The following is a 15126-nucleotide window of genomic DNA, read 5'->3' as shown; positions in this document are numbered from 1 at the left end:
GGTGAACGGGCCTATCCAAGACGGCTCCGACGCCGTGATCACACCAGACACAGCAAGATCATCTCACCCGTGACCAGCAGTTACGGGACAACCCTTAGGAAGGACAGTCTCATGTCCACCACGCGATAGGGGGACAATTCATGTCGCCAGAAGGACAACCCCTGGGCCGGCAGGGCGGGGGACGGCAGTCCGGGGGCGAACGGCCCGCGGCCGAGGTGGTCGCCGCGGTGGGGGTCGGCGAGTCCGCCGTGGTCGTCGGGAGCTTCGCGATGGGCGACGGGCAGTGGTACTCCTGGCATCGGCACGATCACCACCAACTCGCCTGGGCGGAAAGGGGAGTTCTGGCCGTACGGACCGCGGGGAACACCTGGGTGCTGCCGCCGTCGATGGCCCTGTGGATCCCGGCCGGTACCGAGCACACCATGGGGGCCGTGGCCCCGTCCCTCTCCAGGAGCCTGTACTACCTTCCGGAGCGCTGCCCGGTCGGCTGGCCGGTCCCCACCGTCGTCGGCGTCTCGCCCCTGCTGCGCGAGCTGATCTCGTACCTGGCGGACGCCGGCCTGGACGCGGCGGCCCGCGAACGGGCCGAGGCCGTGGTGCTGGATCAGCTGCGCCCGGTATCGGTCGCCACCGTGCTGGCCCCCATGCCGCGGGACCCCCGGGCGCGGCGGGTCGCGGCGGCGCTACGGGCCGATCCGGCGGACGGGCGGACGCTGGCGGAGTGGGGGGCGCGGGTGGGGGCGAGCGGCCGGACGCTGGCCCGCGCGTTCCTCGCGGACACCGGGATGCCGTACGGGCGGTGGCGCACCCGGCTCCGGCTCCAGGCCGCGATGCCGCTGCTGGCGGGTGGTGCGACGGTCGCGGCGGTGGCCGCCCGGGTCGGGTACGCCTCGCCCAGCGCCTTCGTCGCCGCGTTCCGGCGCGCGGTCGGGGTACCGCCCGGAACGTACTTCGCCCCGTTGGAGAAGCCACAGGGGAAGGAGTGGCGGGAGGTCCCCTAGCCTTCGGCCTCGGGCCCCGTCCCGCAGGCCATCGGCCCAGGCCCCGCTCCCCGTACCGCCCGGCCCGTTCCCTCACATAGCCGAATGCCTCAACCGTGCCCGGTCGGCGGCGGCCGTGCCCTGGTGCCAGCCGTCCGCGTCGTGGATGCCGCGCAGCCGGACGGGGGCGGTGTCCGGGAAGAGGGCGCCGGTGGTTTCCTCGACGGCCAGTTCGCGGGCGGCCAGCACCGGCAGCAGATCGGGGGCGGTGGCGGCGGCCTCGGCGGTGGCGGCGGCCGTGGCGGTCTCGGTGGCGGCGGCGAGGCGGTCGCGGATGCGGTCGGCGTACGCGACGAGGAAGGTCTGGCGGAAGTCCCGGGTGCGGCGGGAGCGGCCGCGGGCGTGGTGGTCGTCACCCGCGCGGTTCATCGCGGTGGTGGCCTGGAGCAGCAGTGAGGTGTAGAGCAACTCGGCCGCCTCCAGGTCGGGTGCGAAGCCGACGACGGTGGAGAAGCCGACGTCCGCCGCCCAGACGGCCTGGCAGCGGTTCGCGGCCGCGACGGCGTCGAGGAGCAGCGCCTTGGCCTGTTCGTACGGTCCCTCGATGCCGATGCGGACCGCCGTCGGGCCGCCGGCCGTGCCGCCCGGGGAGCCGTCCGCGCCGGCCGCGCTGTCCAGAAGAGCCTCGTCGATGCTGTGGCGGGCCATCAGCTCCTGCGCCTTGGCGGACAGCGCCTCCGCCTCCTGGGCGAAGTCGGTCGCCTCGGCCTTGGCCAGCAGGCCGCGGATGCGTCCCAGGGCGCGGGCCGCCCCCGCGCCGCCGGACGGGCGGGCGGGTGCCGGGGCGGCGGCCGGGAGCGGGGTGATGCGCGGCAGCCTGGCGAGGGTGCGCAGCGCCGCCAGCACGGCGTACGCGGTCTCGAAGCGGGAGGTGCGGCGGCGCCGGGCCAGCGCGTCGAGATAGCCGCTGTCGGACTCCCACCAGACCTCGGCGCCGAGCCCGCGCAGCTGATCGGCCCAGCGGGTGTCGCGCGCGGACTTGGCCGCCGGCGGGCGGGCCGCCTCGGCAGCGATGGCGTCGACGGTCAGCGCGACGATCGTCGGGTCGGCCGCCTCGCGCCGTACGATCCGCGCCAGGTCGGCGGGGTGCCAGCCGCCCGACCAGCACTGCCGGACGGCCTCCGCGGCGGCCGCGACGACGGCCGCGCTGACCGCCTCCCAGCCCGCCGGGGCCGCGGCCAGCCGGGACGCGCCCGCCTCGATGGCGTCCTCGGCCGGTGTGCCGTCCGGTGCGTAGCGGACGGCGCCGAGCACGTCGGCGATCAGTTCGTCCAGTTCACGCGACTCATGTGCGTCATGCGGTTCGTCGGCGGCCGATGGCGGGCGTCCGCCCCGGCCGCGCCGACTGGTCTTTCCGTGCTCGCTCACCCGTTCACTGTACGGAGAGCCGCCGCGGGGCCGTGTCCGGAGGCTCCGGCCACGCCCTGCGGCACGCACTTCCGGTGGTCCGTTCCTCGCGGCGTCTGCCCAGTGGCTCGCGCCGCCGTTACCGGGCCGTCCGCGGCGCCTGCGCCGGGGTGGCCGAACGCCACCGCCGGGCCGTGCCCGCTCGGCGCCGCACCCCACCTGTGCTCAGATCCGCACCTGATAGATGCCGAGGCCGCTCTCGGCGCGGTAGCCGAGCGCCGCGTTGACCGCCAGCATCGGCGCGTTCCCCTCCGCGACCGTGGTCATGATCTCCCGGACGCCCGGCCGCCGCGCGCGCAGATACGCCAGCATCCGCAGTTTGACCGCCCGGCCCAGGCCACGGCCGCGGTGCTCGGGGATGACGGCGGTGTCGTACTGCAGGGCCCGTACGGAATCCGGTGTGGGCAGCACGAGTTCGGTGTACCCGGCGACCGTGCCGCCCGCCTCGGCGATCGCCGCCACGGTGAGCATCATCCCGCCGCGGTCGAGGATGACGCGGGTCGTGGCGCGCACCCGGTCGGCGTCCCAGGGATCGTGCTGCTCGTCCAGATCGCCGATCGGGGCGTCCTGCATGGCGTTGTGGGCGCGGGCGTGCGTGGCGGCGTGTTCATCGGGGACGAGCCCGCTCCAGGCGGCGAAGCGGTAGCCGTCGGGCAGGAGGCGCGAACCCTCCGCATCCTCCGTACCCTCCGAGCCCTTCGGCTCCCCCGGCTCCCCCGTCACATCCGAACCCGGCGTACCCGAGATACCCGCCGCACCCGCCACACCCGGCATGTCCACCGCACCCGCCACCGTCTGCACATATGCCACCAACGGCAGCGCGCACTCCGCGCCGCACCCGGTGGCGAACCGTTCGCCCGCGCCGCCCCGATGGACGAGGCTGGTGAGCGACGTACGGCCCTCCGCGACGAGCAGGGCGCGCACCTGGGACCAGAGCGCGCCGCCCACCCCTCGGCCGCGCCGCCCGGGGTGGACGGTCAGGGTGTCGAGGAAGGCGGTCGCGGCGTTCTCCTCGGAGTCGAAGAGGCGGACCAGGGCTATCCCGGCGTAGCCGACGGCGGTCCCGGCGACGGCCCCGGGGTCCGGCAGCGCGAAGGCAACCGAGCGGCTGCGCAGCGCGGGGACGTACAGCCGGCCGGCCTCGGCGTCCCGCTCGGGGGCGGGGGTGTTCGGCCGGTCGTGGCGGTGGGCGGCGGCCAGGACGTCGTACCAGGCGTCGGCGTCGATCTCCGTCACGGACAGCGGGCCCACATGTCCGTACCGGCCCGCCCTGACCGGTTCTTTTCCGGGAAGTCCGGGAAGTTTCTCCATCCGCGCACCGTACGCAGCACCGACGCCCGGCGCGCCGCAAATATCGGCACCACCGGGCGTCGGTCACCTCGGGTCACAGCGGGTCGCGGTGGGTCACCGCGCGGCCGGGACGGGGCGGGTCACTTCAGGGCGCTGCCCGCGACCCACTCGGACCAGTTCATGTTCCAGCCGTTGAGGCCGTTGTCCGGCTTGATGGTCCGGTCCGGGGAGTTGATCATCTGGACGACATCGCCGAGCTGCGAGTTGGCGAAGAACCACGCGCCGTCCGTACCGGGGTCACCGGCCCCCTTGGCGTCCGCCAGGCCGATGCAGCCATGGCTGGTGTTGGAGTTGCCGAAGATGCCCTTGCCCCAGTAGTTGCCGTGGATGAAGGTGCCGGAGTTCGACAGGCGCATGGCGTGCGGCACATCGGGGATGTCGTACTCGCCGCCGAAGCCGACCGTCGAGCCGTTCATCCTGGTCTGCTGGTACTTCTCGGAGATGACCATCTTGCCGTTGTAGGTCGGGTGCTCCGCGCTGCCGGCCGAGATCGGGATGGTCTTGATCGTCTTGCCGTCGCGGACCACGGTCATCTGGTGCGTCTTGGCGTCGACGGTGCTGATCTGCGAGTGGCCGACGGTGAAGGTGACGGTCTTGTGCTGCACGCCCTGGACACCGGGCGACGCCTGGACGCCGTCGAGGCCGAGCTCCATGGTGACCTTGGAGTTCGCCTTCCAGTACTCCTCGGGGCGGAAGTCCAGCCGCTGGTCGCCGAACCAGTGGCCGACGACCTTCTGGTTGCTGCTCGACGCGACCTTGATCGCGGACTCGACGGCCTTCTTGTCCTGCACCGGCTTGTCGAAGTTGACCGACACCGGCATGCCGACGCCGACGGTCGAACCGTCCTCCGGCGTGAAGGTGCCTATGAAGCTGTGCGCCGGGGAGACGGTGGTGAAGGTGGCGTTCTCCACCGCCTTGCGGCCCTGGGCGTCCGTCGCATGGGCGCTGACCGTGTACTTCGTCGAGCGGTCCAGGGACTTCTTGGGCTGCCAGGAGGTGCCGTCGGCGGAGAGCGTGCCCTCGACGGCCTTCTTGGACTCGACGGCCGTCATGGTGACCTCGGTGAGCTTGCCACCGCTGACGGTCACCTTGGCGTCGCTGTTGATGCCCGCGTCGGCGGTGCCGTCCTTGGGCGTGATCTTTATCTTCGCGTCGGACGTGGCCTTCGCCGCCGCCGCGTCGACCTGCTTGGTCTTTGCCTGTGCGGCCTCGCTGCTGCCGCCGCCGCACGCCGAGAGCGTGAGTACGCCCCCGAGCAGCGCGGCGGTGGCTATCAGCCCGTTGCGGCGCTTGCTGTCCCTCATCACGCTCTTCTCCATCACTACCGATCCCCACGGTCGCCGGGTCCACGACCGAACACAGACGGTCCGGACCGACGCCTTATCAACGTCTGTTCCGTTTCGTCCGTTCCACACCTGCACAGAGTGTGGGGAAGGACACTTATCGGGCGTTCACCCCCATCACCGGGCATGCACATGCAATCGCCCCCCGTACGGCGGGACAGCCGCGCGGGGGGCATGGGGGTGGGGATGGAGGGACGTACGGGGCGTGGGGGTGTGCTGCGGGTGCCGGTGCGGTCAGCGCGTACGGTGCGGGCCGACCACCCCCGCGCCCGCCGCGTCCCCGGCGGCCGCCGTCTCGTCGGCGTCGTCGGCCTTGTCGGCCTCGTCCGCATCCACCGCCTCGTCCGCGAGGCCCCACTCCGCGGCGTCCCACTCGGTGTCCGGGTCGTAGTCGGTCATCTCCTCGCTGCTCCAGGAAGCCTGTGCGAGTTCGGTGCCCGGCACGGTGGTGACGAGATGGACCGGGTCGAGGAGGTGGGCCAGCGCCTCCGCCGGGTCCTCCCGGACCGTCACCCGCGACTGCGCGCGTTCCTCCTCGGGCAGGGTCGGGTCGCCGTCGAGGTGGTCGAGGGCGGCGCCGGTCAGCCGGCCGGTGTCGGTGATCTCCACGACCAGATCGATGTGAAGCCGCACAAAACGTGATGTCTCACCATTGCTCATGGCCAGGAGCGTAGGCATGTACGGTCCCGACTTCCGCGCGACCCGCGGCGGTCACTAACATCTGCGGTCAACGGCCAAATCGCCGAACCCACAAGGGAGATCGCTCTGTGACCGCACGACGACCATTGCTGACCGCCGCTGCCGCGGGATCGGTACTGCTCGCCTTGTGGTTCGTACCGTCCGCGAATGCGAACGTGGACGCCCCCGAATCGGGCGTTTCCGGGCCCCGCGCGAGCGCGGCGGCGGAGCAGGGCCGGGCGACCACCGGCCTGGAGCGCTCCGCCACCGGGTCCGCCGAGACGCGGTCCGCACCCGCGGGACCGGCCGCCGCGGCGACCGACGACGGCACCGCGGACACCCGCGAACAACTCCTCGCCGACACGGGCGGCCCCGACACCACGCCCTATGTGGTCGGCGGCGCCGTCTGCCTCGCCGTCGGCGCCGGACTGGTCGGCTACTCGGTCCGCCGCACCCGCGACGGCTGCGCCTGAGACAGCGGCGCCCGAGCCCGCCGGCGTACGGTTACGGGCCGGGCGCAGCGCACCCGGCCCGTAAAGCGACGCCCCGTCAGGCCAGGTGCCCCGTGACGGACTCCGCCGCCTCGACGAGCTTCCCGTCCCGTACGAACGCGTACGCGGCCTCCAGGTCCGGCGCCAGGAAGCGGTCCGCGCCGGGGCCCTCGATGCCCGCGGCGCGCACCGCGGCCAGTACCGCGCGGGTGGCGGGCGCCGGTGTCAGACCGTCGCGCAGCTCCACCGCGCGGGTCGCGGCGTAGAGCTCGACGGCCAGGACGCGGGTCAGGTTGTCGACCGCGGTACGCAGCTTGCGCGCCGCCGACCAGCCCATCGAGACATGGTCCTCCTGCATCGCGGAGGACGGGATGGAGTCCACCGACGCGGGCGCGGCCAGCCGCTTCAGCTCGCTGACCAGCGCGGCCTGGGTGTACTGGGCGATCATCAGGCCCGAGTCGACGCCCGGGTCGCCGGCCAGGAAGGCGGGCAGGCCGTGCGAGCGGTTCTTGTCCAGGAGGCGGTCCGTACGGCGCTCCGCGATGGAGCCGAGGTCGGCCGCGGCGACGGCGAGGAAGTCCAGGACGTAGGCGACCGGCGCGCCGTGGAAGTTGCCGTTGGACTCGACCCGGCCGTCCGGCAGCACCACCGGGTTGTCGACGGCGGCGGCCAGTTCGCGGTCGGCGACCAGGCGGGCGTGGTCGAGGGTGTCCCGGCCGGCGCCCGCGACCTGGGGGGCGCAGCGGATGGAGTAGGCGTCCTGTACGCGCGGCGCGTCGTCCTGGTGGTGGCCGGTGAAGCCCGAACCGGCCAGCACCTTCAGCATGTTGGCGGCCGCGGTGGCCTGGCCGGGGTGCGGGCGGATGGCGTGCAGCTCGGGCGCGAGGACGCTGTCGGTGCCGAGCAGCGCCTCCAGGGAGAGGGCCGCGGTGATGTCCGCGGAGGTGAACAGCCGGGCGAGGTCGGCGCAGGCCATCACGAGCATGCCGAGCATGCCGTCGGTGCCGTTGAGGAGGGCCAGCCCCTCCTTCTCGCGCAGTTCGACGGGGGCGATGCCGTGCGCGGCGAGGAGTTCACCGGCGGGCCGTACGACGCCGTCGGGGCCCTCCGCGTCGCCCTCGCCGAGCAGGGTCAGGGCGCAGTGCGAGAGCGGGGCGAGATCGCCGGAGCAGCCCAGCGAACCGTATTCGTGCACGACCGGGGTGATGCCGGCGTTGAGCAGGGCGGCCATCGTCTCGACGACCAGCGGGCGGACGCCGGTGCGCCCCGACGCCAGGGTCTTCAGGCGCAGGAACATCAGGGCGCGGACGACCTCGCGCTCGACCCGCGGTCCCATACCGGCGGCGTGCGAGCGCACGATGTTGCGCTGCAACTGCGCCCGCAGTTCGGGGCTGATGTGGCGTACGGCCAGCGCCCCGAAGCCCGTCGAGACGCCGTAGACGGGGTCCGGCTTGGCGGCGAGGTCGTCGATGAAGGCGCGGGAGGCGGCGACGGCCGCGAGGGCCTCCTGGGACAGCTCGATCCGGGCCGCGCCGCGGGCCACCGCGATGACGTCCTGTGCGGTCGTGCCGGACGTCCCCAGCACCACAGTGTGCATATCCATATTCAGGACCCTAGAGACTGAATCGTCAGATGTCACCACCGAGTTTCGGGACCACCCCTTACTCGGACCGTGACCTGCGCGGACGGGCCCGCCCGCCCGGTCCACCATCGCCTCACCTCCGGAACTTCCGCCGCTCCGTCGCGGGCTGCCGCTCCGGCGCGTCCGCGAGCCGTACGACCGGGTCCTCGGGGCCGCCCTCCCGGCCGGCGACGACCGGCTGCCCGGCCCGCGCCGCCTTGGCCCGGTACTGCGCGGCGTCCGCGAGCCGGAAGAGCCGGCGGGCGGTGTACACCGGGCCGATCGGGTCACCGGTCGAGGCGACGCCCACCGCGACCCCCTCGCCGAGGCCCAACTCCGCGGCGCGGTCGCAGAGTTCACCGGCCACCTTGACCACCTCGTCGGCCGCCGGGCCGACCGCGAGCAGACAGAACTCGTCGCCGCCGAGCCGGGCGGCGAGGGTGCCGGGCAGTATCGCGCCGCAGAGCGAGAGCACCGAGCCGAATCGTTCCAGCAGCCGGTCGCCGACCGCATGGCCGCGCGAGTCGTTGACCCGCTTCAGCCCGTTGAGATCGCACACCACCAGGCTGACCACCGCACCGTCCCGGCGGTGCAGCTCCAGCGCCTCGTCCAGCCGCATGTCCACGGCGCGGCGGTTGGCGAGCCCGGTCAGCGCGTCGGTGAAGGCGAGCCGGCGGGCCTCCGCGAGCCGCTCGGTCTGCGCGATCCCGGCGGCCGTCACGGCGGCGAGCACGGTGGCGAAATCCGCGTCCGCCCGGCCGAAGACCGGCTCCCCGGCGCGGCGCGCGACATACAGCTCGCCCCACGCCCGGCCGTGCAGCACGATCGGCGCGACCACACAGCAGCCACGGCCCCGGCGGCGCAGCACGGCCACCCGCCGGTGGTTGCCGGGGCCGTCCGCGCGCTCCCCGTCCGCGGTCTCCACCCAGGCGTCGGGCCCGCCGCCGCCCGCCCACCGCTCGTGCAGAAAGCCGACGATCTCCGGGAACTCGTGCACCGGGTACGACTCGTCGTCCGGGAACTCCCGCTCCCCTTCGGCGAGTTCGCCGACATTGACCAGCACCCGCAGCTTCCCCAGCTCGCGCTCCCATTTCGAGATCGCCGCGAAGGAACCTCCCAGCGCCTGCCGCACCCCCTGCGCCGCGGCATGCGCCGACTCGCGCGGGGTGTGCGCGGCCGCCATCGCCTGCGCCAGCTCCACCACGGCCCGCAGCCTCGCGTCGCCCGCACCCGCACCCTCGTCCGTCACCGGACCCTCACATTCCGTCACCGTGAGCACATCCTGCTACTACAGCGTAGGAATGTTTAACCCCATTCGCCCCTTTCCGCGCGCCTTCGACACCAGGCGTCTTCGCGGGGGCGGCTTCCTCGGGACGTCTTCCCTGCGGCGGCTGGCCATGGGGCGGTTACGTGATCCTTCTGAGCTCGGTGCGGTCGATCCGTGGGGGGCTTGCTTTGGGGGGTGATTGTTGCTTCGCGCGGTCGCATCCCGGGGCATCCGGAGCCCTTGGCGCCCCCTCCCGGCGCGGTCACTCCTTCGCCGTGCGCGGCCCGGGGCGCCCGCCATCGGGCGCCCCGGCCGGGACCGCCGTCCGGGTCACTCCCCCGGCCACTCCGGGTCCCGCTTCTCGTTGAAGGCCGCCACGCCCTCCGCCCGGTCCCCGGAGAAGGCCACACTGCGCCAGGCGCCGTCCTCCAACTCCAGACCGGCACGGAGATCCAGTCCGTGGCCGAGCCGCATGGCGCGCTTGGCGGCGCGCAGCCCCACGGGCGAGTTGCGGGCGATCCGGGCGGCCAGCGCGAGGGCCTCCGTGCGGTCCTCCCCGTCCGCCACCAGCTCGTCGACCAGGCCCAGCCGCGCGGCCTCGGCCGCCGGCACCCGGCGCGCGGTGAAGACCAGCTCGGCCGCCCTGGCCGCGCCCACCCGGCGCGGCAGCAGCTGCGTACCGCCGCCGCCGGGGATGACGCCCACCGACACCTCCGGCAGCCCGACCACCGCCGTACCGTCCGCCACGATCAGATCGCAGGCCAGCGCCAGCTCGAACCCGCCGCCGAGCGCGAAGCCGTGCACCGCCGCGATGGTCGGCATCGGCAGGTCCAGGACGCCCGTGTAGGCGGCGCGGGTGCGCGGGCGCTGCCGCCGCAGGTCCGCGTCCGAGAAGGAGTTGCGCTCCTTGAGGTCGGCGCCGACGCAGAACGCGCGCGCATGGGTGGAGCTGACGACCACCGCCCGTACGGAGCCGTCGGCGGCCAGCGCGGCGCACGCCTGCGCCAGGCCGTCGGCCATCGCCGTCGACACCGCGTTCATGGCCTTCGGGCGGTCCATGACGAGTTCCGCCACAAAACCGTGCCGGTCCACGCCGACCCATTCACCGAACCGTTCCATACAGCCCTCCCGGTTAACGACCGTTGCCCCTTGCGTTGCCCGGGATCATGCCAGGTGGCCCGCGCGGTACGGCAGGTGGCCCACGCGGCGGGATGCGGGCGCCGCGCAAGCCCCCCAGATGTCAGCCGCGGCGGCTCAGCAGCCACGGTTCGACGACGCCGAGGCCGCGCACCGGGCGCTGCCACATCGGCTGCAACGCGAACCGGTAGGAGGGCGGCGGCGTTCCGTCGGCCCCCTCCTTCGCCGCCTTCTCCGCCGCCGCGGCGTCCGCCTCGGAGACCGGCGCGTCGCCGGTACGGCCCAGTTCCTCCGCGAACGCCTCGTCCACCAGCACCGTGTCCTTCGGCGCTATCGACGTGAGGCGGCTGGCGAGATTGACGGTGGTGCCGAAGACATCGCCCATCCGGGTCGTGACCGTGCCGAAGGCGATGCCGACGCGCAGCTCCGGCATCGTCTCGTCGTGCGTCATCGTCTCGATCAGGCGCAGTCCGATCTCGGCGGCGGTGCCGGCGTCATCGGCGGAGAAGAGGACCTCGTCGCCGAGCGTCTTGATGAGCCGGCCGCCGTGCGCGGCCACCAGGTCGGCGGCCGTGGTCTCGAACGCCTCGACCAGCTCGCCCAGTTCCTCTTCCTCCAGACGACGGGTCAGCCGGGTGAAGCCCACCAGGTCGGCGAAGCCGACGGCGAGCCGGCGGTCGATCATCTCCGCGTCGTCCTGGGCCTGGACGACCCGGCCGGTGGCCGCGGCGAGCTGCCGCCGCCAGACGTAGACCAGGAACTCCTCCAGTTCGGGCAGGAGCAGTTCGACGAGCGGGTAGGTGATCTCGGTGCGCGTCAGGCCGGTGTCCTGAGGCTCGGTCAGGCCCTCCAGGAAGGAGTCGATCTGCCAGTCGGCGAGGCGGGCGGTGGTCTGGCCGGTGGAGCGGGCGACCTGTACGGCCATCGCCTCGCTCAGCAGGCCCGCCTCGACCAGGCCGGCGAGGCGGCGCAGGGCCAGTACGTCGGCCTCGGTGAGCGCCTTGACCTGCCCGATGTCGGCGAAGCCCATGGCGCGCCAGAAGCGGGCGGCCAGGTCCATGGAGACGCCGGCGCTGCGGGCGGCCTGGAAGGGGGTGTAGCGGCGGTCGGCGCCCAGGATGAGCTGTTCCAGGCGGATGGCGATGGTGTCGTCGTCGGGGTTGTCCGTGGTGGCGGGGGCGTCGTGGGCCGCGGCGTGGGTGCCCGTGCCGCCGCTCTTGACGTGGTCGCCGCTGGTGTCGCCCGCGGCGGTGTCCGTGGTGTCCGTATCGCGTGGGGCGGCGCCCGAGTCGTCGGTGGTCACCGCCCGCTCCCTGTCCGATCCCTGCGCACTGCCCTTCCGATCACTGCTCGCCCGTCGTCCGCTCCCCGGCGGACGCCCCAACGATACGGCAGGTGTGCTCTGGCTCACTCTCCTGTGCCGCCGCTGTCGCTCGTCGGGTCGGTTGGTTACGCCTGGTAAGAGGGGTGGAGGGCGGCTCGCGTTGCGTGGGACGGCGGTCCCGGGGCGCACGGAAGGGGCCGGAGGGGCGCACCGGCGCCGCCCCTCCGGCCGCTCCGTCCGCTCCGTCCGCCGGGTCAGTCCGCCGGGCGGAGATGGACGATGTCGCCGGCCGCGACCGGCTGCTGGACGCCGTCGGGGGTCGCCAGGATGAGGCGGCCGTCGCCGTCCAGGGCCACGGCCTCGCCGACGATCGCGGTGTCGCCGGGGAGTTCGGCGCGCACGGTGCGGCCCAGGGTGGCGCAGTCCGCCGCGTACGCCTCCTGGAGGCCGCTGGCCACCGGGTCGCCGTCGGCCGTCTGCCACCGGGTGTACCAGTCCTCCAGGGAGCGCAGGACGGCGCGTAGGAGTGTGTCGCGGTCGGTGGTGTGGGCGCCGGCCAGGGCCAGCGAGCCCGCGGTGGGTACGGGCAGTTCGGCGGTGTCCAGGGTGACGTTGAGGCCGATGCCGATGACGACGCCGTCGCCGGCGCGTTCGGCGAGGATGCCGCCGGTCTTGCGTTCGGCGCCGTCCACCGTGACGAGGAGGTCGTTGGGCCACTTGAGGGCGGTGTCGACGCCGGCGGTGCGGGTCAGCGCGGTGGCGGTGGCGACGCCGGCCAGCAGCGGCAGCCAGCCCCAGCGGGTCAGCGGTACCCGGGGGGCGAGGTAGACGGAGCAGAACAGGCCCGAGCGGGGCGGCGCCGACCAGCGGCGGTCCAGCCGGCCGCGGGCCGCCGACTGGGCCTCGGCGACCAGTACGGTGCCCTCGGCCAGGCCCTCGGCGGCCCGTGCGGTGAGGTCGGTGTTGGTGGAGCCGGTCGAGGCGACGACGTCGAGTCCGGTCCACAGGCTGCCGGGGCGCAGCAGGGCGCGGCGGAGCGCCCGGGTGTTCAGGGGCGGGCGGGCCAGGTCGGTCCAGCGGGAGTCCCGGTCGTCGGCGGATGCGCCGTCACGGTCGTCTTTGTCCCGGTTTTCCGGTGGTGGGGGCGTCATGGGGCCAGCGTAGGTGTGGTCAACGACGCACTGCCGCGGGGCAGTCCCGCCGATACGCTACGAGGCGGTAGCCCACCCCACGTACCACTCTCCGTACGAGCACCAGTCCAGGACGAGCAGGAGCCGCATCCCGATGTCCGAACCGCAAGCACACCTCCACACGACCGCGGACAAACTGGCAGATCTGCGGCGGCGGACCGACGAAGCCACGCATGCCGGTTCCGCCCGCGCCGTGGAAAAGCAGCATGCGAAGGGCAAGTTGACGGCACGGGAGCGCATCGGGCTGCTGCTCGACGAGGGCTCCTTCGTCGAGTTGGACGAGTTCGCGCGACACCGTTCCACGAGCTTCGGGATCGAGCGGAACCGTCCGTACGGCGACGGTGTCGTGACCGGTTACGGCACGGTCGACGGACGCACGGTCTGTGTCTATTCGCAGGACTTCACGGTCTTCGGCGGGTCGCTGGGCGAGGTCTACGGCGAGAAGATCGTCAAGGTCATGGACTTCGCGCTGAAGAACGGCTGTCCGGTCGTCGGGATCAACGACGGGGGCGGCGCGCGCATCCAGGAGGGGGTGGCCGCGCTCGGGCTGTTCGCGGAGATCTTCCGGCGGAATGTGCACGCGTCGGGGGTGGTACCGCAGATCTCGCTGATCGTGGGGCCCTGCGCGGGCGGCGCGGTGTACTCGCCGGCGATCACGGACTTCACGGTGATGGTCGACCAGACCTCGCACATGTTCATCACGGGCCCGGATGTGATCAAGACCGTCACGGGCGAGGACGTGGGCTTCGAGGAGCTGGGCGGGGCCCGGACGCACAACACCACGTCGGGTGTGGCGCACCACATGGCGGGTGACGAGAAGGACGCCATCGAGTACGTCAAGGCGCTGCTGTCGTATCTGCCGTCCAACAACCTGTCCGAGCCGCCGGCCTTCCCGGAGGAGGCCGATCTGGCGGTCTCGGACACCGACCGCGAGCTGGACACGCTGATCCCGGACTCGGCGAACCAGCCCTACGACATGCACTCCGTCGTCGAGCACGTTCTGGACGACAACGAGTTCCTGGAGACCCAGGCGCTCTTCGCGCCGAACATCCTGACCGGCTTCGGGCGCGTCGAGGGCCATCCGGTGGGCATCGTCGCCAACCAGCCCATGCAGTGCGCGGGCTGTCTGGACATCAACGCGAGCGAGAAGGCCGCGCGGTTCGTGCGCACCTGCGACGCGTTCAACATCCCGGTGCTGACGTTCGTGGACGTGCCTGGTTTCCTGCCCGGTACGGACCAGGAGTGGGACGGCATCATCCGGCGCGGCGCCAAGCTGATCTACGCGTACGCCGAGGCGACGGTGCCGCTGATCACGGTCATCACCCGCAAGGCGTTCGGCGGCGCGTACGACGTCATGGGCTCCAAGCACCTGGGCGCGGACCTCAACCTGGCCTGGCCGACCGCGCAGATCGCGGTGATGGGCGCGCAGGGCGCGGTGAACATCCTGCACCGCCGTGCGCTCGCCGCGATCGAGGACCCGGCGGCGCAGGACCGCAGGCGCCAGGAGCTGATCCAGGAGTACGAGTACGCCCTGCTCAATCCGTATGTGGCGGCCGAGCGCGGTTACGTCGACGCGGTGATCATGCCGTCCGAGACCCGTCGGCACATCGTCCGCGGGCTGCGCACCCTGCGCAACAAGCGGGAGGCGCTGCCGCCGAAGAAGCACGGCAACATCCCGCTCTGAGCCCGCGTCCGGCTGCGGTCCGGCGACAACCATCCAAGGAGGCGTTCCCGATGATCAAGGTCGTACGGGGCAATCCGACCCCTGAGGAACTGGCCGCCGCTCTCGCGGTGGTCCGGGCCCGCGCGTCGGCGGCGGCGGCCGCGGCCGCCGTGGTGCCGGGACCGGACCCCGGCGACGAGTGGTCCGATCCGGCGGCCAGGATTCCGGCGCGCCGGCTGCCGCACCCGGGCCCGCGGGCCTGGCGTACGAGCTACTGGCCGCGCTGAGGTCCGGGGGCTGAGCGCCGGGGGCCACCTACGGAAATCCGGAGGTGCCCCGGCGGGCGGAGCGCGGGGGCGGACCGGTCGGTGCATAGTGCACCGACTAGTCCTTCGCGCCCTTCCGTCTGAGTACGCGTACTCAGGCGCGGCCGCCGGAGACGGGCGCAGGATCGATGGCATGCTGTGGTCCGATCCGCCCGATGAACCCCCCGAGGAGCTGCGTGACGCGCAGATCAAGCTCCGCCGGCTGGGGATCGTGCTGGCGGTGGCGGCGGTGCTGCTGATGGTCCTGCTCGTCTGGTAGCGGCCCGGTATTCCGGCGGAAGCGGCCGGG

Annotated in this window: 14 protein-coding genes; 5 read left to right on the top strand and 9 right to left on the bottom strand. The window is 73.1% G+C overall.

Annotated features, from left to right (window positions below):
- Positions 1–140: 140 nt before the first annotated feature.
- Positions 141–1001 (top strand): AraC family transcriptional regulator, encoded by an 861-nt coding sequence (locus IH09_RS28375; RefSeq protein ID WP_094791553.1) that lies wholly within the window; start codon positions 141–143, stop codon positions 999–1001.
- A gap of 72 nt (positions 1002–1073) precedes the next feature.
- Here IH09_RS28375 and IH09_RS28370 read toward each other — a convergent pair whose 3' ends face one another.
- The 4 genes from IH09_RS28370 to IH09_RS39375 all read right to left on the bottom strand — a co-directional run bounded on the left by IH09_RS28370 (position 1074) and on the right by IH09_RS39375 (position 5800).
- Positions 1074–2294, bottom strand: a complete 1221-nt coding sequence (locus tag IH09_RS28370; RefSeq protein WP_052860360.1) for a DUF2786 domain-containing protein — start codon at positions 2292–2294, stop codon at positions 1074–1076.
- 318 nt (positions 2295–2612) lie between these two features.
- Positions 2613–3758 (bottom strand): GNAT family N-acetyltransferase, encoded by a 1146-nt coding sequence (locus IH09_RS28365; protein WP_110952637.1) that lies wholly within the window; start codon positions 3756–3758, stop codon positions 2613–2615.
- A gap of 119 nt (positions 3759–3877) precedes the next feature.
- Positions 3878–5101 (bottom strand): L,D-transpeptidase, encoded by a 1224-nt coding sequence (locus tag IH09_RS28360; RefSeq protein WP_110952639.1) that lies wholly within the window; start codon positions 5099–5101, stop codon positions 3878–3880.
- Positions 5102–5374: 273 nt separating this feature from the next.
- Entirely contained in the window at positions 5375–5800 is a 426-nt protein-coding gene (locus IH09_RS39375; protein ID WP_240150629.1) for a hypothetical protein, read from the bottom strand.
- A 107-nt stretch (positions 5801–5907) separates the two neighbouring features.
- Between IH09_RS39375 and IH09_RS28350 the strand changes: the two genes are divergently transcribed.
- The gene (locus IH09_RS28350) at positions 5908–6291 is read left to right on the top strand and encodes an LAETG motif-containing sortase-dependent surface protein (RefSeq protein WP_052860347.1); all 384 of its coding nucleotides are present in this window, start codon (positions 5908–5910) and stop codon (positions 6289–6291) included.
- A gap of 76 nt (positions 6292–6367) precedes the next feature.
- Here the strand turns inward: IH09_RS28350 and hutH are convergent, their stop codons facing one another.
- The 5 genes from hutH to IH09_RS28325 form a co-directional block, all read right to left on the bottom strand.
- Positions 6368–7912 (bottom strand): histidine ammonia-lyase, encoded by a 1545-nt coding sequence (gene hutH, locus IH09_RS28345; RefSeq protein WP_052860346.1) that lies wholly within the window; start codon positions 7910–7912, stop codon positions 6368–6370.
- A 112-nt stretch (positions 7913–8024) separates the two neighbouring features.
- Complete coding sequence (locus IH09_RS28340; protein WP_052860359.1) at positions 8025–9113, bottom strand: GGDEF domain-containing protein; 1089 nt, start codon at positions 9111–9113, stop codon at positions 8025–8027.
- A gap of 414 nt (positions 9114–9527) precedes the next feature.
- Positions 9528–10316 carry an enoyl-CoA hydratase/isomerase family protein gene (locus tag IH09_RS28335; protein ID WP_052860345.1) on the bottom strand — a complete coding sequence of 263 codons (789 nt, stop codon included), beginning with the start codon at positions 10314–10316 and terminating at the stop codon, positions 9528–9530.
- 121 nt (positions 10317–10437) lie between these two features.
- On the bottom strand, positions 10438–11637 hold the full coding sequence (locus IH09_RS28330) for an adenylate/guanylate cyclase domain-containing protein (RefSeq protein WP_052860344.1): 1200 nt from the start codon (positions 11635–11637) through the stop codon (positions 10438–10440).
- Positions 11638–11912: 275 nt separating this feature from the next.
- Entirely contained in the window at positions 11913–12809 is an 897-nt protein-coding gene (locus tag IH09_RS28325) for a biotin--[acetyl-CoA-carboxylase] ligase (protein WP_052860343.1), read from the bottom strand.
- A gap of 133 nt (positions 12810–12942) precedes the next feature.
- Here IH09_RS28325 and IH09_RS28320 point away from each other — a divergent pair, with 133 nt between their 5' ends.
- The 3 genes from IH09_RS28320 (at position 12943) to mmpB (ending at position 15096) form a co-directional block, all read left to right on the top strand.
- Positions 12943–14532 carry an acyl-CoA carboxylase subunit beta gene (locus IH09_RS28320; RefSeq protein WP_052860342.1) on the top strand — a complete coding sequence of 530 codons (1590 nt, stop codon included), beginning with the start codon at positions 12943–12945 and terminating at the stop codon, positions 14530–14532.
- A gap of 50 nt (positions 14533–14582) precedes the next feature.
- Positions 14583–14798, top strand: a complete 216-nt coding sequence (locus IH09_RS28315; RefSeq protein ID WP_052860341.1) for an acyl-CoA carboxylase epsilon subunit — start codon at positions 14583–14585, stop codon at positions 14796–14798.
- Between the two features lie 172 nt (positions 14799–14970).
- Entirely contained in the window at positions 14971–15096 is a 126-nt protein-coding gene (gene mmpB / locus IH09_RS40290) for a morphogenic membrane protein MmpB (RefSeq protein ID WP_275126195.1), read from the top strand.
- The last annotated feature ends 30 nt before the right edge of the window (positions 15097–15126 follow it).

This window comes from Streptomyces celluloflavus (assembly GCA_000720995.1).
Classification (GTDB): Bacteria; Actinomycetota; Actinomycetes; order Streptomycetales; family Streptomycetaceae; genus Streptomyces; species Streptomyces celluloflavus.
This window is presented reverse-complemented; position numbering and strand designations above follow the sequence as displayed.